Consider the following 20,644-nt stretch of genomic DNA (forward strand, 5'->3'; position numbering starts at 1 on the left):
TGACCACGGCCATCACCGGAACAGCCACAGCTCCGAAAGATATTTCCAGTTGATGAAGTAGTAGAGGACGAAGCAGACGAAGAAGATCCCGACCAGGATGATGGTGCCCGGAAGCTTGACCGTGCCCTCGCTGCCGTAATGCGAAGCGACGGCGCCGCCGCCCGAATGCAGCGGAAAGGTCAGCTTGTGCCCGCTCTCGATCTTCTCGCCGAACAGCACGGTGCCGACGACGACCAGGACGAAGATGATGCCGCCGATCGCCGCGATCACCGCAAAGATGCCGTTCAGCCCCATCATCAGGAAGGCCCCCGCTGAATAGGCGAAGGACAGGTTGGCGTCGCTGAAGGTGATGTCCCAGTGCCGCCGCGCCACGCCCAGCGTGCCGGCGCCCATCATGAACAGCGAGATACCGGCGGCACCGATCCCGAACAGATAGGGCTGGATCTTGGCAAGCTTCGGCCAGACAATCTCGCGTTGGAAGATCAGCGGCAGCACGAGATAGGTCGCCGCCATGAAGGCCAGCGTGGTGCCGGCCACCACCGTGCCATGGAAATGGCCGGGCACGTAGATGGTGTTGTGCATGAGCACGTTGAGTTGCTCGGTGCCGAGCACGACGCCGGAGATGCCGCCGATGAAGCCGAAGAAGATCAGCGACAGGAACATGCCTGAAAACGCCGGATTGCCCCACGGCGCCTTGCGCAGCCATTCGAACACGCCGCGGTTGAAGCCGTTGCGGCGCTGCGCCGCCTCGATCGATCCCGGTACGGTCAGGCCGTGGATCATCGAGCCCATCACCGCCAGGTACATCATGTAGCTGGTGTTGACGATCTTCCAGCTCGCGTCGAGGCCGGGCTCGGCGAGGAGGTGGTGCGCCGAGGCGAGCTGCAGGAATAGGATGTACATGAGGAACGCGGTACGACTGACCTTCTCGCTCAGCGGCTTGGCGCCGACCAGCAGAGCGCCGATCAGGTACCACAGCGAGACATGGGCCGAGACGTTGATCTGCTGCGAGGAATGGCCCATCGCCCACCACACGACCTTGTACATCAGCGGATCGATGTCTGAGATCAGGCCAAGCGACCACAGCCAGGTCGGGATCAGGATGATCGCGCCCGTGGCGATGGTGAACACCGCGATGATCGCAGCCGTCAGCGCGCCGAAGGTCACCAGCGGAATCGAGCCCTCATAGGCCCCCTCCTCCTTCGCGATCACCAGCGTCGCAAAGAAGATGATGCAGCCGATCAGCGCGCCGACCGCGAACAGGACGATACCGAGATAGAAGTTCGGCTTGGCCTGCATCGGCGGGTAGGAGGTGAACATCACGCTGGAATCGCCCTGCAGCACCGTCACGTTGGTCATGAGCGCGCCGACCACCATCAGCACGAAGCCCAGCCAGGCGAGCTTCGGCGTCGCCAGACGGCAATTGAGCAGGACCGCGGAAGCGAAGTAGAGCACCGCGATCTCGAAGAAGATGATCCAGAACAGCAGCACGTTGGCGCCGTGCCCGGTCAGGATCAGGTAGAACCAGTCAGCCGGCAACAGATGCACGGCCGGCCAGCGAGTCAGCGCGACCAGGAGGCCCATCAGGCCGCCGATCGCCAGGAAGACGACCGCGGCGACGGCGTTGGCCTTGATCAGGGTCTGCGCCGCCGTGTCGACCTTCAGCCCGGTGTACTGGCAGGTGCGGAATTCGGCCTGGCGGCCGACGGCTCCGATGACGGTTTCAGCGGTCATGTTGCTACCTCTGCTCGGCCAGGCGCTGATCGGCCGCGGCCTGCTTCTTGTCGGTGACGTAAATCTTGCCGGTCATGGTGTGGTGACCGATTCCGCAGAACTCGTTGCACACGATTCCGAAGGCGCCGCTTTCGGTCGGCGTCAGCGAGATGACGTGCTCGTAGCCGGGATGAACCTGGATGTTGATGTTGGTCGGTTGCAGCGAGAAGCCGTGCTGCCAGTCGATCGAGGAGAGATGGATGCGGTAGCTCTGGCCCTTCTCCAGCTCGAGGATCGGCCACCACTGCCACAGGCGGGCAAGCAGGTAGACGTCGGCTCCCGGTTTCGGTTTGACCACAGGGATGCCCTGCTCCTCGCGCACCTGAAACAGCTTGGCGAAGTTCTCGACCTTCTGCTCGTAGGCGGTCGGCGCGATACGATAGGCTTCCTTGCTCAGGTTCTGCTGGCCGATGAAGTGCCAGGCGATCATGAAGCCGAACATGAACAGCCCCCACAGGAAGGCTATGAAGATCCAGATCAGTTCGACCCGTTCGATGGGTTCATTCCACCAGATCCGTTGCTCGGGAGGTGTGGCAGCCATGATCGATGTTTCCTGTGTTGACGATAGGGCGACGCGCGCCGCGACACTCGGCTGCCGCTTTATTTGGCCAGCGGAATGGAAGCGACTTCCATGACCCCCCAGATCACGTAGAGCACGGTCGGCAGCGTGATCCCCAGGAACAGCAGCAGGAACGGATTATCTAGAATGCGCTGCATCACCGGGACGCGCTCGGCGCGGCCCTGCTTCGGCGCATCGGTTTGAATGGGCGGCATCGGCAGACTCCATCGGTGATGTCGCGTCAAATTTACGTGCTCCGCCGCAGCGATCCTTGACCGCGGTTAAGGATGGCGCAGCGCGCAACAGAAATAATGGCGTCATGGAGCCACCGACCGACGCCGAGCACGATCGCAATTTGCTGCAACGCGGCCGTCGGCTTGTGGGCGCCAGCGTGCTGATCGCGGTCATCGCAGGCGCAATGGTGGTCGCCTGGGATGACTATTTCGGCCGACCGGCGCGCGCGCATGACATCATGCTGCTTTATGTCGGCGCCGAGGATTGCGCACCCTGCCGCGCCTGGCAGATGGGAGACGGCGCCAGCTTTCTAGCGTCGGCGGAGTTTCATCGCGTCCGCTATCGCGAGGTCAAGTCACCGCATCTCGCCGACGTGCTGGCCGACGAAAACTGGCCGGACGAGCTGCGCAGCTATCGCGGCGAACTAAAGCGCAGCGATGGCGTACCGCTGTGGCTGGTGGTGTCCGACCACGAGATCGTCGAACGGAAATTCGGCACCGCGGCCTGGCGCGAGAGCATCCTACCGAGGATCAGGAGCCTGCTCCGGCAAGCATCGATTTAGAGTCAAGATCGAGCGGGCGCGGCGGCTGGGCGCAGATCGGCCTCGGCTTGACGGGACAACGCGCCATGGTCCGATCGCATGCCACCAGCTTGCAGAGTTGCGCCATGTCGCGCACCTCCACGGTGGAAGCGTGCACGTCGACGCCGGCGGCGCGCAACTTGGCGAACACGCGCGACAGCGATTCCGGCTTGAGGCCGAGCCTGCCGGCAATCAATGACTTATCGTAAGGTAGCGTGATCCGGCACGGCCCCTTGGCACGGGGCGCGAGCGAGACCAGGAACTCGGCGACCCGCTGCGTTGCGCTGTGCGCCATCAGCTGCTCGATTTGCTGGACCATCCGTTGCAGATGCTGCGAGGTCGAGGCGATCATCGCGATCGCGACGTCGGGCATCTCTCGAATGCAGTTCACGACGTGATCCGCAGGGATCATCATCACCTTGGCCAGAGTAACAGCGCTGGCCGTTGCGGGATAGCGGCCGGACGTGAACGTAACCGCTTCGGCGAAGCTCTCGCCCCGAGTCAGCACGTTGAGGACGGCCTCATCGCCGGCGGGCGTGACGCGATAGAGCTTGATCCAGCCCTCCATGATGACGAAGAACGCCTGCGCCTGCTCACCCTGCCGAAACAATGCGCGCCCTTGCCGCAGGTTGAGGACGGTGGCCTCGCCCAGAAGCACCGCCAGCGTCTCGGGCTTCAGTCCGCTGAAGACCGGTATCTGGGCGACGATGTCGAGATCGACCGGGGTCGGCGCTGCCATGGTTTCGTCCCTGAAATGATTATGATCTCGTTGCTCAATTCTTCATCATCCGCCGTCGCGCCTTTTTGACCTTGATCAAATCGGGCTCCACCTTTCGCCCTGATTTTTCCCGTCAGAGGCGTCCACCCGCCTGACCAAGAGCCGCGTTGCGCAAGGCCCGCAGGAACTCGTTGCAATCGACGCCATGCTCAACGCACGCATCGAGGACCGTGTGGAAACAGGCGATCGGACAGCCGACGCAACTCATTCTGAACTCCAGGAACGCTCGTATCGTCGCCGGATGGCTCCTCATCACCTCATCCACCAAATCGTCTGGCCCGGGCGGCATCCGAGACTTTCCCGTTTTGCAAATGTACTATCGCTCCACCCGCTTCTTTCATGTTTGTGGCAGCGCAAACTCCCTTGCCATTTTGCCGGACATCGTCGCCGAAGCAGGCGAAGCGGTGGGCGAGAGCCATGCGCGACAACAGCCCTCACCAGCATTGGCTTCGCCCCGCTCTCAGAACAGATCGCGATCTTTTTCTCCCGCACAATTCCTCACGCGCCTGCGACGATCGCTGACGGCACCTTCCTCTCGACGCTCGCGCTGTCGCCGCGCGCAAGATCGTCGCCGTCGGGAACTGGCGCAATCTGCATCGCGACCGCCACGCGATAACGTGCTGATGTCGTGGATCGGCGGCACAATCGTACGCAGGCTCACCAACAACTGGCTGGCGCGGAATAATCCCGGCCGCCTTCCGTTCGCGCGCTACGATGTCGTAGCGATCGAGGCGCCGGCGCTTGCCGGTTTCCCTTTTCAGCTCGCGAACTGACTTCAGTTGCTTTTATTTGATTATCGGAACGTGCCGACTCGCCTTCGCAGGTTTTCTCGCCTCGGCTCGGATCCGGCTGCGCGCGAGAAGAAACGAACTGGCTTCAACCCGCTATTTGGTCGGCGCACCAGGGCTCGAACCTAGGACCCGCTGATTAGGCATCAGCTATTTTCCAATACAATCAATAGGATGCTTTGCCTCTTAGCTCCTAGCTTGCGATCGAGACCCTATCGATCAGCCGGTCCAATGCATTCGTGACCATGTCGCCTGGCGCAGCAAGGTCGACGCGTGGTCTTCGCGCGAGGGGTCTGCTTCAAGCACCGCGCGTTGTAGACTGCCGCTTTCTCGCCGCGACACGTCGGTCGGTCCAGTCCATCATTGGACAAGCCGCAACGCCACTCCTGGATCGCCAACCGCTGATGGTCAGTCAGCCCTTCCCACGTTAGCTGGTCCCACTCTAGGTATCCAGAACCTCTCCCACTGTCTCGAATATATCTTCTGCAATTCCTTCAATTGCGCCATCTGCCCAGGCCCGGAAAGCCTTGGCATAAACTAACTTCTCAGCGTTCGGATTGACTGTTGACGTTGGCTCGCCCGCGCTCTCACTCAAAACGAGGGCTCCGACTTCGATAGCTATCGCCGTAATTGCCGCTACGCGACGTTCGTGCTCGTCCAGAACATTTCCAATAGCGCTCATACCGCCGCTTCTTTCCGCCTGCCCTGAGATCTTTCGTAGCTGGATCAGGCTTCATATCTTTCTTTGGGCTGCTCTCTTTTGCACATGAGACAGAGCGAGCGCACGACCTGCTTTCCATTGACTGCCAGCCGCTCATGTACATGCGGCGTTTTATTCGTGCAGAATACGCAATGGCTTTGCGGAAATTGCAATACGGATTGATTTGATTCGTTCATGAGCCCCCCAATCAGCGATATTCCTTAATGGTTTGGCATGGAGCAATCGCTAAAGCAGACCGAAGTCTCAATCGGTACGGGATCGTACAGGGTTTGTGGCTAGAATTCTCGCGTGCGGCCACGCCGATAATCGGGCTCGGCAGCGCCTTCAACTATCCGCCTTTACCTGGCGCATTCTTGCGAGCGATCGCAACGGCGATCAGGCCAAACATTACGAGACGCGGCAGATAATAGATGGGCTCGGCCGTATCGGAGACCTGAACCGCACTCAACACAAGACGTGCCAACGCATCGATCGTGAATGCTGCTGCAAACAACAGAAAGAGAGAATCCCGCGTCCGGCGCCAGAACTTTGCGAAGAACCCGGCAACCGCAAGCGATGCCGTCGCTGCGGCGCCGGCCAAGATGTCAGCGACGTGCTCCATCTCTAATCCTCCCAGATCAGGCCGTACAGAAGAACCAGCGTCGACAACAGCGCGATGCTCGTCCTGAGTATCGAGAGGTCTGTCGCAGGGAACACCAGCTTGTCCATCCAGAGCGCCACATTGTTCAATACAAGCCCGGCAAAGCAGATCGAACTCCATAACAACAAGCGGGAGGTGGTCGCGCGATAAGCGCGAATGAGTAACCACGCGCACAAAGCGCTGGTGATCGCACAGAGACTGTAGATCGCCGCGGCCATGGGCGACCTAGTCCTTCCGAAACTTAAAGGCGTCCGAGAACGCCCGGATACCGCGCGGCTTCGAATGGATGAGATTGGTAATGGTAATCAGCTGACGCGCATAGGCTTTCGCCAGCGCGTCCACCGTCGCTCCGTCGCTGGATGTCGGAGCGTAGCGATAAAGCTGATTCTGCCGCCTCAAGAATCCGGCGCTGGCAAGTCCGGCGAGAGCAGCGCCCATTTCGGCGGGTGGTGCGTACAGGCGTTTTGCAACGGCGATCGCGTCCCATTCCTCGGCCGGCCGCTCGCGCAAGAACAGAAGGGCTTCCAGCTGAGCCACTGTATCGATATGCCGCAGAATCAAGTCGCGGACCTCCTCGGATAGCAGCTCTTCGGACATCGACGATCTCGGACGGCAGGTGCGGCAGAGCGGTGACGCCAAGCATAAAGTTCATAGCAGCACCGAAACAGCCGGCTCTACATCCCACGTCTCGACGAATCCAACAATGCCGGCAAAGCGAATGACCCCGACCCGTCGCTGAAGGAACTGTACGCTAGCGTACTTACGCGTTCCGGAAAAGCGACCGTAACGAACAATTGCCTCTGACCCTCTCACATTTTTCATACTTTAGTCGGTCGAGAGGAACTTCGAGATTTGAGATCCCCATGCGACAACATGCTGCGTCGGGGCAAAACTTGTGTGTCTATGCAACTGCCAATACGCTCGGATGGCGCTCCAGCACAATGGTTGCTATGCACGACAACCGAAAGAGCGAATGGTGGAAGAGGTTCGGAACAAGCTGCTTCGTCTGATCCCGGCTGATGAGCTCGCGGGCATTGTCGGCGTTTGCGAGCGCATTCAGCTCCGTCGCCATCAGGTCCTCCATCATTACCGGCTGCCGATGGAGTACGTCTATTTCGTCGAAAGCGGACTCGTCTCGGTGGCCGCTCGCGTCGATCAGGACAAATTTGTCGAGGTCTGGCTGATTGGGTCGGAAGGCTTGGTTGGCGCGCCAGTTCTGCTTGCAGCCAAGTCGGCGCCTCTGCACCGCAGGACCGTTCAGGTGGATGGGGAAGCGTTACGAGTCAAAACCAGTGATTTCTCGAAGATCCTTGAGAATCTCCCGTATTTGCGCTCAGTCGTGGAGCGATATCTGGCCGCCGTCCTCGTGCAGACCTCGCAATCGGGAGCTTGCAATTCCTATCACGATCTCAGACAGAGGCTTGTCCGCTGGTTGCTCGTCGCTCGCAGCTCGCTGGGCACGGATAACATGCCGCTCACCCACATGATGTTGGCGGAACTGCTAGGGGTGCGGCGCGCCAGCGTGACGGAGTGCCTTGAAGGCCTGCAGAAGGAAGGAACCCTGTCGACCAGACGAGGCTGCATAACAGTTGAAGACGCCGTCGGACTGTCGAAGTTGAGCTGCGACTGCTTCAGCTTGATCGAATACGAGTATCGCCGCCATCTGCTCCTGGCCGATCATGCGTCGCATCGGGAAACGGGTGCGACAATCACGTCTTCATCTGCTCCGATCCTTCCAACAACGAGCGCGCGCGCACCGAGCCGCACTTCTGGCTAAATTCCCGAGAAACTCGGAATCTCTACTTCACCACCAACAGTAACAATCACAAGATCGTCGAGAAGTGCCAGTAGTTGACTGGCGCCCGACTTCTGCGAGACGACAATGCAATCACGCCGTCGGAAGAACCTGAACGTTCTCGTACCATGCTTCATCACCTTGGCAATCATGTGCGGCCTGGTGGCCTACTCGCCGGAATTGTATCGAGCGTTCTGCGGCGCAACCGGTTACGGAGGAACGACGCAAAGAGCCTATGGCGATCCCGCAAGCACGTCACAGAAAACTGTAACGGTTGCCTTCGATAGCAACGTATCGCCCGGCCTGCCGTGGCGGTTCGAGCCGGAACAGCGCTCCGTGACCGTTCACCTCGGCGAACAAAAGCTCGTATTCTTCAGCGCCGAGAACCTGAGCGATCAGGCGACGGTGGGACATGCGACCTTCAATGTCACGCCACCAACGAGCGGCATCTACTTCAACAAGATTCAGTGCTTCTGCTTCAACGAGGAGCGTCTCGATCCACATCAAAGGGTCGACATGCCCGTCGTTTTCTATGTCGATCCGGCCTTTTCGAAAGACTCGGACATGGATCACGTTGATACGATCACACTAAGCTACACGTTTGGCCGCTCGGCAAGTCCGTCGCAAGCAAAGGATCTCGCGCGCTTTCTTGCCGATGCCGCACCGGACGCGATCCACGGCCGCGAGCTCTTCACCCAGCGGTGTACAGCGTGCCACGCCTTGGATCGCAACAAGATCGGACCGATGCTTGGAGGGGTGGTCGGACGCACCGCCGGCTCGGTTGCCCGCTACAATTATTCAGCAGCGCTGCGGAACGCTGGCCTTGTCTGGTCGGTGGACAAACTCGACCAATGGCTGGCCGATCCCAGGAAGGCGGTGCCTGGAGCGCGCATGCCGGTTCGTGTGCTCGATGCTCCCTCTCGTCACGATATTATCGCCTACCTGCAGAAGGTCGGTGTATCCGACCAGTCGAATGGGAAGACACGAACATCCGAACCTGAGTACTAGGGAGGCGCCGACATGATCCCTATGATGCACCATGTTGAAATCCCGTCGAACCGGATTTCCTGACGATGGCCCATCAAGCAAACGTCGAACATGGCGGAATTATGCGAGGCTATGGCCGCCTGATGCACCGCATTGGTGCTGACCGGTTGTTCGGAAGTCCTGTCGCACGGTACGTCATTCTTGCGCTTGCCGCCATTGGTCTTGTGATTGCCGCTCTCACGCTCCTCGCATCGGTCATGGTCGAGGACTGGTCGCAGCGCGACATCGACCTTCGTTCGCGCCTTGTCTTTCGATCGATCCGGGATCAGGTGGCGACGGCGATGACGGCCAGACCCGAGATCGATCTCGTTCCCGTGTTCGAGCGGATCACCGAGGACGAACGCATTCTGGCGCTCGGCTTCTGCACCGAACCTGGGCAATTGCGCTACGCAACGAAGGCTTTTCCGAAAGCGGTCACCTGTGACAGCGTCAAGCGGGACAAGTCCAGCGCCTTCGCGACTGTTACGGATTCCGGACGGCGAATCCATATAAGCTCCTTTCCAATCACCGGAGGCGTTTCGACGGGCCATCTCCTGGTGCTGCACGATCTAGCATTCATCGAGGAGCGCGCAAGCGAGGCGCGCCTCTATACCGTGCTCGCGCTCGTAGGGGTAACGGCAGGCCTGGGCCTGCTTGGGACGGCAATCGTACTGACACTGATGCGTGCCTGGAGCCGCTCGATCCGCGGTGCACTCGTCGAGGTACAGCAGGGTAACGCTACCGGGCCGCCGCAACGCAGCAACTTTCCTCTCAATCGCGAGGTCCACGCGGCGCTTTCCGAGTTGCGCATGGAGCGGCGCTTTGCATATGGCATTCACATCGAATGGTCGCCCAGGACGCTGCACCGCGTGCTCGTCGAAGAGCTACCGCGCGCTCAAGTCATGGTCGTTTCCAATCGCGAGCCTTACATCCACAACCATTCCGGCAACGGCATCGCATTGCAGATCCCGGCGAGCGGCTTGGTCGCCGCGCTCGAGCCGGTGATGCGAGCCTGTGGAGGCACATGGATAGCGCACGGCTCGGGTTCAGCCGACCGAGACACCGTCGATGCCACGGATAGAGTGCGCGTGCCTCCCGCCGATCCTGCTTATTTGCTCCGTAGGGTATGGCTCTCAGAACAAGAGCAAAATGGATATTACTACGGCCTCGCGAACGAGGGGCTTTGGCCTCTCTGCCATATCGCATTCGTCCGGCCGATTTTTCGAGAGGAGGATTGGACGCAATACCGCAGAGTGAACGAGCGCTTTGCCGATGTGGTCGTTCGGGAGGCGAGTTGCGATGATCCCGTCGTGCTGGTGCAGGATTACCACTTCGCGCTGCTGCCCCGGATGATCCGCGACCGGTTACCCAAAGCGACGATTATCACGTTTTGGCACATCCCCTGGCCGAACGCCGAAACCTTCGGAATCTGTCCCTGGCGCCGGGAAATCATCGACGGCTTGCTGGGGAGCAGCATTCTCGGTTTCCACACGCAATTCCACTGCAACAATTTTATCGAGGCGGCGGATCGGTTCATGGAGAGCCGCATCGACCGGGAGCATGCATCCATCACGTTCGGCGGTCAGGAAACGCTGATCAGGCCCTATCCGATCTCGATTGAGTGGCCACCGGCCGCGCTTGCTCAACAAGCTCCGGTACGCGAATGTCGTGACGCGGTCCGGAGGCGGTTTGACCTGCCGTCCGACATGCGAATTGCCATCGGCATTGAGCGCTTCGACTACACCAAGGGCATCCTCGATCGCATTCGCGCGGTTGATGATCTGCTGACCCGACATCCTGAATGGGTCGGACGTTTCGTTTTGATTCAGGCTGCTGCACCGACGCGCAGCAAGCTAGGCCCCTACAGCGCCCTACAGGCGGAGGCCGAGCAACTCGTCTCAAAGGTCAATGCGCGGCACGGCCGAGATGGCTTCGAGCCGGTCCGCCTCGTGGTTCGTCATCACGAACCCACTGAGGTCTTCGAACTCTTCAGGGCCTCCGATATGTGCATAGTCTCAAGCCTGCACGACGGCATGAACCTCGTTGCCAAGGAATTCGTCGCCGCGCGCGACGACGAACAGGGGGTGCTGATGCTGTCGAGCTTCGCCGGTGCCTCGCGCGAGCTGTCTGAAGCGCTGATTGTCAACCCTTACGACACACACGGAATGGCGGAAGCGTTCCTGCAAGCGTTGCGCATGTCGGTTGCGGAACAGCGTGACCGCATGCGCCTGATGCGCGAACTCGTGCGAGAGCGCAACGTCTATCGATGGGCAGCCCAGATGCTGCTGGATGCAGCGCGCCTTCGACAGCGCCAGCGCATCACATCAGCGAACGCAACTGGAATTGACCGGATCTCGCCGCTACCAGTAACGCCTGGCGAGCGCAAAACAGCTTGATGCATGTCTCTGTATTTCCATGGAAGTCGAGGGCCGCTGCGAATGAGCCAGTGGCAGCTCCTCGCGCAGACGATCAGTCCTCGTAGCTATTGATCACCGCGTCAGCGATAACGCGTTTTGTGACGATACCGACGATGTCAGCCACGCGGGGACGTGAGCCGCCACGGAACACGATTGCCGCGCCCGCGCGGTGGCGCTTCAACCTTGCAAATACCAGGCTCAAAAGGTCCTGGTCCCGGCATATCACCAGCCGCCTTTCGGCAAATGTCTCAACCAGAAGCCCGGGATTGGTATGCGATTCGACCCAAAGGCCGGAACGTGGCGGAATGAGTCCGACGATCCGGCCATCGCGCTCAACCACAATGGCACGGGCGTCATCGACGTCCTCCGCAGCCATGGCCTCCTTCAGCGTCGTGCCTGCTTTGGCAACGATGAAGCGGCGTTCCATGATGTCCTGAGCCTGCTTCACCAGATAGAGGTTAATATGTCGCTCCTTCGGGATGCGGTGACCGCGATGGCGCAGCTTCACTGTGTAAATCGTCTCGTTGACGAGCGCGCGTCTCACGCCTGCGGCCAGCGCAACCGCGACGATTACCGGAACAATGATTGCATAGTCCCGCGTCATCTCGAACACCATGACGATGGCCGTCATGACACCACCCGTGCCCGCGCCGACGATCGCAGCCATCCCGACGATAGCCGCCGAGGATGGCGTCAGTCCGGAATGAGGGAGAATGGAGCTGCTCGCCGCGGCAAAAGCTGCGCCCAATGTGGCGCCGAGATAGAGCGAGGGCGAGAATATCCCGCCCGAAGCCCCACAGCCGAGGCTCACCGTTGTGGCAGTTAGCTTCAGGACAAACAGCAGCGCAAGCAGCCCCGCGGTCGTCATCTTGTGGTCGAGGATGTCCTGGATCACCGAATAGCCGACACCATCGACGTAAGAATGGCCGAAGGTATGGGTGAGAATCACCATCATCAAGCCGATTATCGACATGCCGATGATATTCTGGACGTATTCATTGCCGGACAGCTTCGGAAACCCGTCCTCCATGAAGACGAGCAGGCGAATAAATGCCCATGCTGCCGCGCCACAGAGCAGGCCCAGCAAAGTAAAGGCTATCGCTTCCTGCACGTTGAATGACGCAACCATGTTGAACTGAATGTCCGGAACCGCAAAAGCTGGGTCCGGACCGATCAATATTCGGCCGATCGTGGTCGCAGCGCCCGTGGCTACAACCACGGGGAGAAATGTCCGGTTCGAGACTTCGGGCAGGAGAATTTCGAGAGCGAACAGCACCCCGCCGAGCGGCGTGTTGAACGTTGCGGCAATGCCGGCGCCGGCACCTGCCGAGAGGAGCGTGATCTTTTGCCGGGTCGAGAGCCCGATGAATTGGGCAAAGGCCGACCCGAGCGCCGAGCCGATCTGAATGATGGGCCCTTCCCGTCCGACAGCGGCGCCGGTGCCGATCGACACGGCTGAAGCCAAAGCCTTGATCAAGGCGACAGTGCCGCGGATATTGCCGTGCTTATAGAATATTGCGTCCATGACTTCAGGCACGCCATGGCCCTTCGCTTCGGGCGCGAAGCGCCGGACGAGGAAAACGACGACGAGGCCGCCGATCACCGGCGAGAACAGCAAGAGGTCGCCAAAACGGCTCGGCCCCTCGCTGACGTTCGCGTTGTAAACGAAGCTGAGTGCCCCGCTGTAAAATAGATTGTGCACGAAGGCGATCAAAACGCGAAAGGCAACGGCGCCAAGCCCGGTCATGCCGCCGATCACCAGTGCTAGACCGCAGAGTACGAGCAGGCTGACCCTTCGCTCTTCGGCGAGCGGCTTGGGGACCGTACCGATCAATGCTTTGCTTTCGCTGGACGTCAGGGCTGCGGGCATTTGGTTTTCAAGATCGATACAGGAACGGACATGTCATGGAATGAACGCCTTGTGCTGGAACGGCGCCGACCGAGTGCCGCCGTAAGACGTCACAATCAAGCTGGTGGTCCCAATCAGCGTGCTTCAATTCGGGCATCATTAGGCGGCCGACGTCAATCGGTCGAGGGAGGGCCAGCTGTAGTCGGGAAGCTCCAGTTCGTCCGCGATATCGCGTCCTATTGCGAGCCTCGCGATGCCAGGTATGGCAAACGTTCTGGTCACGAGATTGCGAAAAAGCATTCCCGAGCGTGTCTTCGGCGCGAGCGCGCCGGCAAAGCGCTCGGCCGCCTGTTGCTTTTTCTGGATATAGCTCATCAGCCGCGCCTCACATCTGGCAAACGCATCCCGATGTCGTCCACTAGCTGCGGCAAGTTCGCCTGCCAGTACGTAGGCTGATATCATCGCAAGTGCCGACCCTTGGCCGGCCAGGAGCGAGACGCAGAAGGCGGCATCGCCGACAAGGATCACCCGACCTTGCGACCAGCTCGGCATTCTGATCTGGCTCACGCTGTCGAAGTAGAGATCGCCGGTTCGCCCCAGCTCCCTGAGCATTTGATCGCATTCCCAACCGTCGCCGCCATAGACTTCACGCAAAACCGCCTTTTGTGCGCCCGGTACATCCAGCAATGTCGCAACTCCTGCGGTGAACACCAGTAGGAACAACGTGCGATCGTCGCGCAGCGTGAAGCGGCCGACCATGCGGCCAGGCTGGCCATAGATCAAATACACATCCTCATCGCGGGGACGATAACCGCGAGCCTCAAAAGCCGCGACGACGTAGCCTAGATTTCGTACGAACCGCGCCTCGGGTCCAAAAGACAGCTTCCGGACGACTGAATGGAGCCCGTCGGCACCGACGAGGAGATCGAACCGACGTTGGCCGCCATGTTTCAGCTCGACCTTGACGCACTCTGCCTGCTCTTCGACAGCAACGATTTCGTCGCCGAAAATGGTTTCGACTTGGCCGGCGATCCTGTCGAACAAGAGACGCGAAAGATCGCTGCGTTGGAGGGTGACGAAGCGCCCGTTCGTCAATTCGGAAAACACACGAGTGCCAAAGCCGGCCAAACGACAACCGCTGTCATCGACGATGCGCAGTTCCTGCGCGCGATAGCCAACGCGGTTGATCTCCGGGAGCAGTCCCATCCGTTCGGCGATCGTGTAGCCAAGTCCCCAGAAGTCGATAACGTAACCGCCACTACGCAAGGCAGGCGCGCGCTCGACGAGCGTGGGCTCAAACCCCGCAGCTTTAAGCCAAAAAGCAAGCGTCGGTCCAGCGATGCCTGCGCCCGAGATCAGGACTGTTGTCACATTCTCTCCTTAACACCGGCCTTGATCAACCACCAGTTCACCGGATAGCTCGTCAGTAAGCCGGCCATCATGGCAATCTGCATCATGAACCAGAACTCCGGCATTGAACCCTCAAGCTTCTGCCCAGGAGCTTTCGGAACAAAACGAATTGCGCAATCGCCATGAAGCCGTACATGCCGACTTGCCATGCGGTGAGCGAGAGCGCATCTGCCTTCAGTGCGTGTCGAATTCCCTCGCCAGGCGACAACTGCCGCGTCGGTTGAATCGTGAAGTACTGAAAGGCGACGCCCAGTACAAAAGCGAAGATATAGTCCACGATCCAGATCGCAAACATCTTCTCCGAAAACAAGCTGTGCCATCCGGCCCAGACGGCAATCACCGGAAACGCCAGAGCGAGACTCTCGGCTATAATGTCCCCTACCGTACATTATTCGGCACCGCAGTGCATTGCGCCCTTGCGACCATCGCCGAATACGGCGTCGAATTCTTGGTCGATTTGTCGCTCGATGTCTCGACGTCGCGTGCGGCTAGTCGTCCGAAGCGAAAATAGAACCACAACGTTGGTACGGTACCGAACAGAGCGTTGACTGGCCAGACTACGTTCATGATCCACATGTGCTGCGGATGGCGAATGAGGTCAATTGCAATGACGACGGCACAGACAATTCCGAGTGAAATGAACGCTAACGCTAGGTCGTGAAGCCAAGCCGAAACCATAATGCCTCCCAGGTTTAGGACGAAGAACGCTCGGAAGCATGCGTTAGTTCGACTACAGCTACGCCATGGCGGCAGCACCTCATCACGGGCCACGCTTGCGGTAGGCCAAGGGTAGTCCAGCACAATCCGCCGGATGATTGCCAGCCTCTCAATCTTTTCAGTTCGGGACTGCCGGGCCGACTGGGCCGTTCCTCGATCATTCATTCTCTCCGCAGCTGTCTAACGGAGACGGCCTCAGCGAAAATGCGGACTTGCGCCAAGACCCAGCTGTCGCTGGCGGAGAAGTGCTCCGCAGTAGCGAGACTATCCGCCCATCAATGCAGTTGCGATGTCTCGTCCGACCTATTTTGAATTTAGGATCGTGACCGGACGCCAAAATTCGTGGTGGCCTTTCAGAAGCTCTTCGCACCGCGCTAGCATTGCCTTCGCCGCGACATCCTCAGGTCGATCCAACAACACCTTCTCGAAATCAACGACCGCGCCCTCGAGGTCGCGGCTGCGATATTTGGCAAGACCGCGCTCATAGCGCGCGATCCACGTTGCGGCGTGGTGTTCTGCGTCGACCTCGCCCGCCAAACCGATCAACTCATGGATCGCGACCCCCTCCTCGCGGCCGTAGACTGCGATGCTGTCGATCTCGCGCGTGATAATGGCACCACGGGCAAGGCGCTCTGTTGCCTCACCGATCAGGACTTGCGTGCCATAGCTCTTGTTGGCGCTTTCCAGGCGGCTTGCAACGTTCACGGCGTCGCCGATCACCGTGTAGTTCAGCCGCAACTCGGAGCCGATATTGCCGACCAGCATGCGGCCGGAATTGATGCCGATGCGGATTTGGAGGGGATCGCCGAGATCGTCGGTGAGGCCGGACTCCGCGATGGCGCGGCGGATGACCAGCGCGGCACGGCAGCAGCGCTCCGCGTGATCGGCTTGCGGCTGTGGTGCGCCCCAGAAGGCCATCACGGCATCGCCGATGAATTTGTCGATCGTCCCGCCATTGGCGACGACGACTTCCGAGGCAAGGTCAAGATAGCGCGACAGCAACGGTACGACACGGTCGCCCATCCGCTCCGAAAGGCCGGTAAAGCCCGCCACATCCACGAACATCACGCTCAATTCCTGGATTGCACCACCGGGTTTTGCCTCGACGCCCTGGCGCAACAGCGCCCGGACGAGATCCGCCGGAATGAACTTTCGGAATGCCGAGAGGCCGGCTGCCATCTCTGCGATGGCGCCCGACAAGCTTGCGATTTCCTTCAGTCGCGAGGGATGGCGGCGCACCAGCTCCAGTGCAAAGGTCTCGACGTGCCGGATCTCACCAACGACACGGGAAAGCGGTGCCGCAATCACCGTGCGGGCGAGCAAGGCGGAAGCGAGCGCCGCAAGCACCGCGCCAACGGCGAGGCCGAGGATCAAGTGCCGTAGCGTTGCCTCGACTGGGCCGAGAAACTCGGCCTCTGGAATGATGGTTGCGATCCGCCAGCCGGGAAACGGCAGCGGCGTGAGTGCAAACTCGTAGGCGGCACCGTCTGAGGTGATCCGGCTCCGCCAGCTGTCCTTGGCAGTGCCGGCCTGGGCCAGCGCCTTCTGCGCCAGCGGCAACAGCTTCTGGTCACCGCGCGCGGGGTGCAATTCGTCTGCGTCCTTGTCGGGCGCGGCGACGAGCTCGCCGTTGCCGTCGAAGATGAAGGCCGTTCCGGTGCGCCCGACCTCGAGCTGGGCGAGGAAGCGTGCAAGGCGCGTGTATTCGATCATGATCGCCAGGACGCCCTGGCGCTCCTGATAGACGTCGATCGGCCCTGCAAAGGCGATCGATGGACGCTGCCCGATCGGATGGTCCGTGACCTTGAACCATTCGGGCTCTTCGGCCTTCAGTCCGGTCTTGAACCAGGTGCGATCGGCAACGCGGAAATCCGTCGGCTCGAAACGGCGGTTGGCGAATTCGATATCGCCGGGCACGACATCGTATTCGTCGACGCGGCGCTGGCCGGCATGATCGGTGAGCGAGATCTCCATCATTTCCAGGCGGCCATCGCCGAGTTTGTGAGCTGCAAAGAACGCGCCGTCGGGCCAGCCGAACGCGACCCAGGAAATCGTCGCCTGCGACTGCAGTTGAGACAGGAACACGAATTCGCGCTTGTCGGCCTCGCGGGTATCGAGGACGTTCTGCAGGAAAAGTGTGCGGATCGCAGTGTGCGCCGCGCGCGCTTCGTCGACGATCGCGCCGACTTCCTTGCGGACGGCCGCGACGATCTGCTCATTGATGGTCGAGGCAAGTTGCCGGCTGGTTGCCTTCGCCGTGCGCCACCATAGGAGGCTGGACAGGGCTGCGGTCAAAAGGATCGCGGTCAGGACCAGCGCCGACACTGCGAGACGGATGCTGACCGTGAGCCGCCGCAGCGCCTGGCTCGATATCACGCGTCCGGGGTCGGCGTTCATGGCTTTGATCCAACGGGTTGGCGAGGCGCAACTGGTAGCCTTCTTCGCAGGCCCGCAGCCGTTCGTTACATCTTGCAGATGCCGGCAATGCCGGCCAATGCCCGCCGGCTAGTGTCTCCATAGACACCAGGCATTGGAATTGTCTCCCCGCCTGCCGCTAATTCGCCGCCCAAGCGTACGACGTCGTGCGCTTTACCCAACGGTCTCACCAACTCGTGAGCGGGCTTTCGGTAACGGTGGCTGCGGCGAGGACGAACGAGACACTGGGCCCATCGCCCTACTCCAGAGGAGATATCTCATGTCTGCCAAGACCACCATCAGTTCGCTTGTACTCGCCGGCGCCGTCTCAACCGCACTCGCAACCCTCGCTTCCGCCGCTCCGCTGACCAAGGCCGAGGCCGATGCCGCCATCGCTGCCAAGAAGGAAAAGTGCTTCGGCGTCGCGCTGAAGGGCCAGAACGACTGTGCCGCCGGACCGGGCACAACCTGCCAGGGCACCTCAACGGTCGATTTCCAGGGCAACGCATGGAAGTTCGTCCAGGGCGGCACCTGCACCAGCATCGATCTGCCTGGCGGCAAGAAGGGCTCGCTCAAGCCGGTCTGAGATAAGGCGGCATCAAGGAAAACCAGCGCGGAGGAGCGACATGGACGCAACGATCAGGCCCCGGACGTCCGCGGCCGTCCCCCTCCGCTTTTCGCCTCCCGTCGGCGGCGTCGCCGGGACGAGTTTCAAGCCGGAGCACCTGACCGCAATTCTCGAGGAATGCCCGCACCGTGGTTTCTTCGAGGTCCACGCCGAGAATTACATGGGCGCGGGCGGACCGCCCCATCGGATGCTGGAACGATTGCGCCGAGATCATCCGCTCTCGCTGCACGGCGTCTGCATGTCGATCGGCGGACCCGCGCCGCTCGACCGTGCGCACCTGGCACGCTTTCGCGGCCTTGTCGCGCGCTATCAACCAGCGCTCGTCTCCGAGCATCTGGCATGGTCGACACACGGCACCAGCTTCTTCAACGATCTTCTGCCACTGCCCTACAACAAGGAAACCCTTACTCGCGTCTGCGACCACATCGACGAGGTGCAGGAGGCAATCCGGCGGCCGATCCTGCTGGAAAACCCCTCGACCTACGTGGCGTTCCGCAACTCCACGATGTGCGAGACCGACTTCATCCGCACCGTCGCCGAGCGCACCGGCTGCGGCCTGTTGCTTGACATCAACAACGTCTTCGTCTCCGCGGCCAACCACTGCTTCTCGGCACTGCAATATCTTGCTGACTTCCCCTTGGCAGGTGTCGGTGAAATTCACCTTGCTGGCCACGCCGAGCAGGGCGATGACGAAGGCAAGCTGTTGCTGATCGACAGCCATGACGGTCCGGTCGCGGACGCAGTGTGGAAGCTGTTCGAGATCGTAATCGCGCGCTGCGGTCCCGTTCCGACGCTGATCGAATGGGACAGCAATATTCCGGATTGGCCCGTCCTGCAGGCCGAAGCCGCGGCCGCACAGGCGATCCTGGATCGCCATATCGGGAGGGTTCGTCGTGCAGCCTGAACCGACTGCCTCCTACGCGGCCGCGTTCGCGCCTGCCTTGCTCGATCCTGGCAGCGAGGTACCGAGCATCGTGACCGGGCCGTGCGGCAAATCGACCGCCACGTGCTACAACGTCTATCGCAACAACGTCACGGTCAGCCTGATCGACGCGCTCGCGTCGATCTACCCGGCGGTGCAGCGCCTGACGGGTACGGATTTTTTTCGCGCCATGGCGCGTTTCCATATCCGCGAAACCCCGCCGACGTCCCCGCTGCTGTTCGACTACGGTCGCGATTTTCCGGCCTTCATCGAAGGCTATGAACACGCTCGATCGCTGCCCTGGCTCGCCGATGTCGCGCGGATCGAGCGGGCATGGCTTGACGCCTATCACGCCGCCGACACCGCGCCGCTGTTGCCATCTTCGCTTGCAACAGTCGCGCCCGATCGTCTGGCAAGCCTTGTCTTCACGCTACATCCGGCGGCCTGCGTGGTGCGGTCGCCTTACGCGGCGGTAACCATCTTCGCCGCTAACCGCAGCACGGAGGCTGCGAACATCATCGACGCATCTGTACCGGAAGACGCCCTGATCACGCGGCCGGACGCCGATGTCGTGGTGCAACTGTTACCACCCGGCGGCGCGGCATTCCTGGCCTGCCTGATGTCGGGATGCATGCTGGCAGAAGCCGCCGCAGCGGCGCTGGACGACGCATCCGAATTCGATCTCGCCACCAACATAGCCGGCCTGTTCGAGGCGGGCGCCTTCGCCTCGCTGACGTCTGGAGACGCAAGATGATCTCGGAACAACGGATCGTGCCTTCGAACATCCTGCCCTCTTTCAGAGCGCTCATCGACCGGGCCAATGGTCTTGTCCAGACGATCGCGACTCCATCCATGGTGCAGCTCGCACTGCGCCTGGCGTTGGCGGTCCCATTCTGGCGTTCCGGGATCCTCAAATGGACCGGCTTTCTCAAGCTAAGCGACGTTGCGGTGACGCTGTTTACCGACGAGTTCATGCTGCATCTGCCCGGTGGCCCCTATCACTACCCGATCCCTGCGACGATGGCTTTCCTGTCCGGCTGCGGCGAGATCATGTTCCCGGTTCTGCTCGTGCTCGGCCTCGGCACGCGCTTTGCCGCGCTTGGGCTGCTGTTCATGACCGTCATCGTCGAGCTCACCGTCCCGGACGGCTGGCCGGTCCACATCACCTGGGCCGCGATGGCGCTGGCGATCATGGCCTATGGACCTGGGCGCGTCTCGCTCGATCATTTGTTTGCAGGTTTGTGATGCATCCCGACTGATAACACCCGGATAGTTGTGACCGTCCGTGCGCGAAGCCCTCAAGCTCAACTCGAACGCCATGAAGATCATGGAAGTCAACGAAGACCGCTTCAATTCTTTCATGGGCAAGATGATCGGCGATGTCGGCGTAGC

23 protein-coding genes are annotated in these 20,644 nt (G+C 60.7%); 9 read left to right on the forward strand and 14 right to left on the reverse strand.

The window, feature by feature from the left end:
* Positions 1–12 precede the first annotated feature (12 nt).
* The 3 genes from QY049_RS12570 to QY049_RS12580 are packed head-to-tail and all read right to left on the reverse strand — an operon-like array spanning position 13 to position 2,547.
* The gene (locus tag QY049_RS12570) at positions 13–1,734 is read right to left on the reverse strand and encodes a cbb3-type cytochrome c oxidase subunit I (protein ID WP_301269426.1); all 1,722 of its coding nucleotides are present in this window, start codon (positions 1,732–1,734) and stop codon (positions 13–15) included.
* A 4-nt stretch (positions 1,735–1,738) separates the two neighbouring features.
* Positions 1,739–2,314, reverse strand: coding sequence for a hypothetical protein (locus QY049_RS12575; protein WP_301269427.1), 576 nt, complete (start codon positions 2,312–2,314; stop codon positions 1,739–1,741).
* A 59-nt stretch (positions 2,315–2,373) separates the two neighbouring features.
* Positions 2,374–2,547, reverse strand: a complete 174-nt coding sequence (locus QY049_RS12580) for a hypothetical protein (RefSeq protein WP_301269428.1) — start codon at positions 2,545–2,547, stop codon at positions 2,374–2,376.
* Between the two features lie 104 nt (positions 2,548–2,651).
* Here QY049_RS12580 and QY049_RS12585 point away from each other — a divergent pair, with 104 nt between their 5' ends.
* Positions 2,652–3,128, forward strand: a complete 477-nt coding sequence (locus QY049_RS12585) for a hypothetical protein (RefSeq protein WP_301269429.1) — start codon at positions 2,652–2,654, stop codon at positions 3,126–3,128.
* On the opposite strand, the gene QY049_RS12590 is transcribed toward QY049_RS12585, so the two are convergent.
* Together QY049_RS12590 and QY049_RS12595 are read right to left on the reverse strand one after the other, a co-directional pair.
* Positions 3,097–3,885: a Crp/Fnr family transcriptional regulator gene (locus tag QY049_RS12590; protein WP_301269430.1), complete on the reverse strand. Its 789-nt coding sequence runs from the start codon at positions 3,883–3,885 to the stop codon at positions 3,097–3,099. The two genes, QY049_RS12585 and QY049_RS12590, sit on opposite strands and share 32 nt — an antisense overlap.
* Positions 3,886–3,997: 112 nt before the next feature.
* Complete coding sequence (locus QY049_RS12595; RefSeq protein ID WP_301269431.1) at positions 3,998–4,177, reverse strand: DUF1858 domain-containing protein; 180 nt, start codon at positions 4,175–4,177, stop codon at positions 3,998–4,000.
* Here QY049_RS12595 and QY049_RS12600 point away from each other — a divergent pair.
* A complete protein-coding gene (locus QY049_RS12600) occupies positions 4,095–4,697 on the forward strand; it encodes a hypothetical protein (RefSeq protein WP_301269497.1) in 603 nt (200 codons plus the stop codon). The two genes, QY049_RS12595 and QY049_RS12600, sit on opposite strands and share 83 nt — an antisense overlap.
* A gap of 457 nt (positions 4,698–5,154) precedes the next feature.
* Here QY049_RS12600 and QY049_RS12605 read toward each other — a convergent pair whose 3' ends face one another.
* From QY049_RS12605 to QY049_RS12620, 4 genes are all read right to left on the reverse strand, one after another.
* The gene (locus tag QY049_RS12605) at positions 5,155–5,394 is read right to left on the reverse strand and encodes a hypothetical protein (protein WP_301269432.1); all 240 of its coding nucleotides are present in this window, start codon (positions 5,392–5,394) and stop codon (positions 5,155–5,157) included.
* A 367-nt stretch (positions 5,395–5,761) separates the two neighbouring features.
* A complete protein-coding gene (locus tag QY049_RS12610) occupies positions 5,762–6,034 on the reverse strand; it encodes a DUF5985 family protein (protein WP_194481045.1) in 273 nt (90 codons plus the stop codon).
* Positions 6,035–6,036: 2 nt separating this feature from the next.
* Complete coding sequence (locus tag QY049_RS12615; protein WP_194481043.1) at positions 6,037–6,291, reverse strand: DUF5985 family protein; 255 nt, start codon at positions 6,289–6,291, stop codon at positions 6,037–6,039.
* Between the two features lie 7 nt (positions 6,292–6,298).
* On the reverse strand, positions 6,299–6,670 hold the full coding sequence (locus QY049_RS12620) for a hypothetical protein (protein WP_258765954.1): 372 nt from the start codon (positions 6,668–6,670) through the stop codon (positions 6,299–6,301).
* Positions 6,671–7,046: 376 nt separating this feature from the next.
* On the opposite strand from QY049_RS12620, the gene QY049_RS12625 reads away from it, so the two are divergent.
* The 3 genes from QY049_RS12625 (at position 7,047) to QY049_RS12635 (ending at position 11,290) form a co-directional block, all read left to right on the forward strand.
* A complete protein-coding gene (locus tag QY049_RS12625) occupies positions 7,047–7,850 on the forward strand; it encodes a Crp/Fnr family transcriptional regulator (RefSeq protein ID WP_301269433.1) in 804 nt (267 codons plus the stop codon).
* Positions 7,851–7,955: 105 nt separating this feature from the next.
* Entirely contained in the window at positions 7,956–8,876 is a 921-nt protein-coding gene (locus QY049_RS12630; protein ID WP_301269434.1) for a cytochrome c oxidase assembly protein, read from the forward strand.
* A 65-nt stretch (positions 8,877–8,941) separates the two neighbouring features.
* The gene (locus QY049_RS12635) at positions 8,942–11,290 is read left to right on the forward strand and encodes a trehalose-6-phosphate synthase (RefSeq protein ID WP_301269435.1); all 2,349 of its coding nucleotides are present in this window, start codon (positions 8,942–8,944) and stop codon (positions 11,288–11,290) included.
* A gap of 73 nt (positions 11,291–11,363) precedes the next feature.
* On the opposite strand, the gene QY049_RS12640 is transcribed toward QY049_RS12635, so the two are convergent.
* From QY049_RS12640 to QY049_RS12655, 5 genes are all read right to left on the reverse strand, one after another.
* Entirely contained in the window at positions 11,364–13,181 is a 1,818-nt protein-coding gene (locus tag QY049_RS12640; protein WP_301269436.1) for a chloride channel protein, read from the reverse strand.
* A gap of 138 nt (positions 13,182–13,319) precedes the next feature.
* On the reverse strand, positions 13,320–14,531 hold the full coding sequence (locus tag QY049_RS12645; protein WP_301269437.1) for an FAD-binding domain: 1,212 nt from the start codon (positions 14,529–14,531) through the stop codon (positions 13,320–13,322).
* The gene (locus tag QY049_RS38990; RefSeq protein WP_367401185.1) at positions 14,528–14,617 is read right to left on the reverse strand and encodes a DUF4396 domain-containing protein; all 90 of its coding nucleotides are present in this window, start codon (positions 14,615–14,617) and stop codon (positions 14,528–14,530) included. The genes QY049_RS12645 and QY049_RS38990 overlap by 4 nt, the downstream gene beginning before the upstream one ends.
* A complete protein-coding gene (locus tag QY049_RS38995) occupies positions 14,614–14,910 on the reverse strand; it encodes a DUF4396 domain-containing protein (RefSeq protein ID WP_367401186.1) in 297 nt (98 codons plus the stop codon). The genes QY049_RS38990 and QY049_RS38995 overlap by 4 nt, the downstream gene beginning before the upstream one ends.
* Before the next feature lie 680 nt (positions 14,911–15,590).
* Positions 15,591–17,684, reverse strand: coding sequence for an adenylate/guanylate cyclase domain-containing protein (locus QY049_RS12655; protein WP_301269438.1), 2,094 nt, complete (start codon positions 17,682–17,684; stop codon positions 15,591–15,593).
* A 298-nt stretch (positions 17,685–17,982) separates the two neighbouring features.
* On the opposite strand from QY049_RS12655, the gene QY049_RS12660 reads away from it, so the two are divergent.
* From QY049_RS12660 to QY049_RS12675, 4 genes are read left to right on the forward strand one after another with little or no spacing between them, the layout of a single operon-like run.
* Entirely contained in the window at positions 17,983–18,288 is a 306-nt protein-coding gene (locus tag QY049_RS12660) for a DUF2282 domain-containing protein (protein ID WP_220006567.1), read from the forward strand.
* A 40-nt stretch (positions 18,289–18,328) separates the two neighbouring features.
* A complete protein-coding gene (locus tag QY049_RS12665) occupies positions 18,329–19,234 on the forward strand; it encodes a DUF692 domain-containing protein (RefSeq protein WP_301269439.1) in 906 nt (301 codons plus the stop codon).
* Positions 19,224–20,006: a DNA-binding domain-containing protein gene (locus QY049_RS12670; protein WP_301269440.1), complete on the forward strand. Its 783-nt coding sequence runs from the start codon at positions 19,224–19,226 to the stop codon at positions 20,004–20,006. Before QY049_RS12665 ends, QY049_RS12670 begins: the two co-directional genes overlap by 11 nt.
* Positions 20,003–20,497, forward strand: coding sequence for a DoxX family protein (locus tag QY049_RS12675; protein ID WP_301269441.1), 495 nt, complete (start codon positions 20,003–20,005; stop codon positions 20,495–20,497). Before QY049_RS12670 ends, QY049_RS12675 begins: the two co-directional genes overlap by 4 nt.
* Positions 20,498–20,644 lie beyond the last annotated feature (147 nt).

The sequence above is a fragment of the Bradyrhizobium sp. WYCCWR 13022 genome (genome assembly GCF_030435535.1).
Taxonomy (GTDB): Bacteria; Pseudomonadota; Alphaproteobacteria; order Rhizobiales; family Xanthobacteraceae; genus Bradyrhizobium.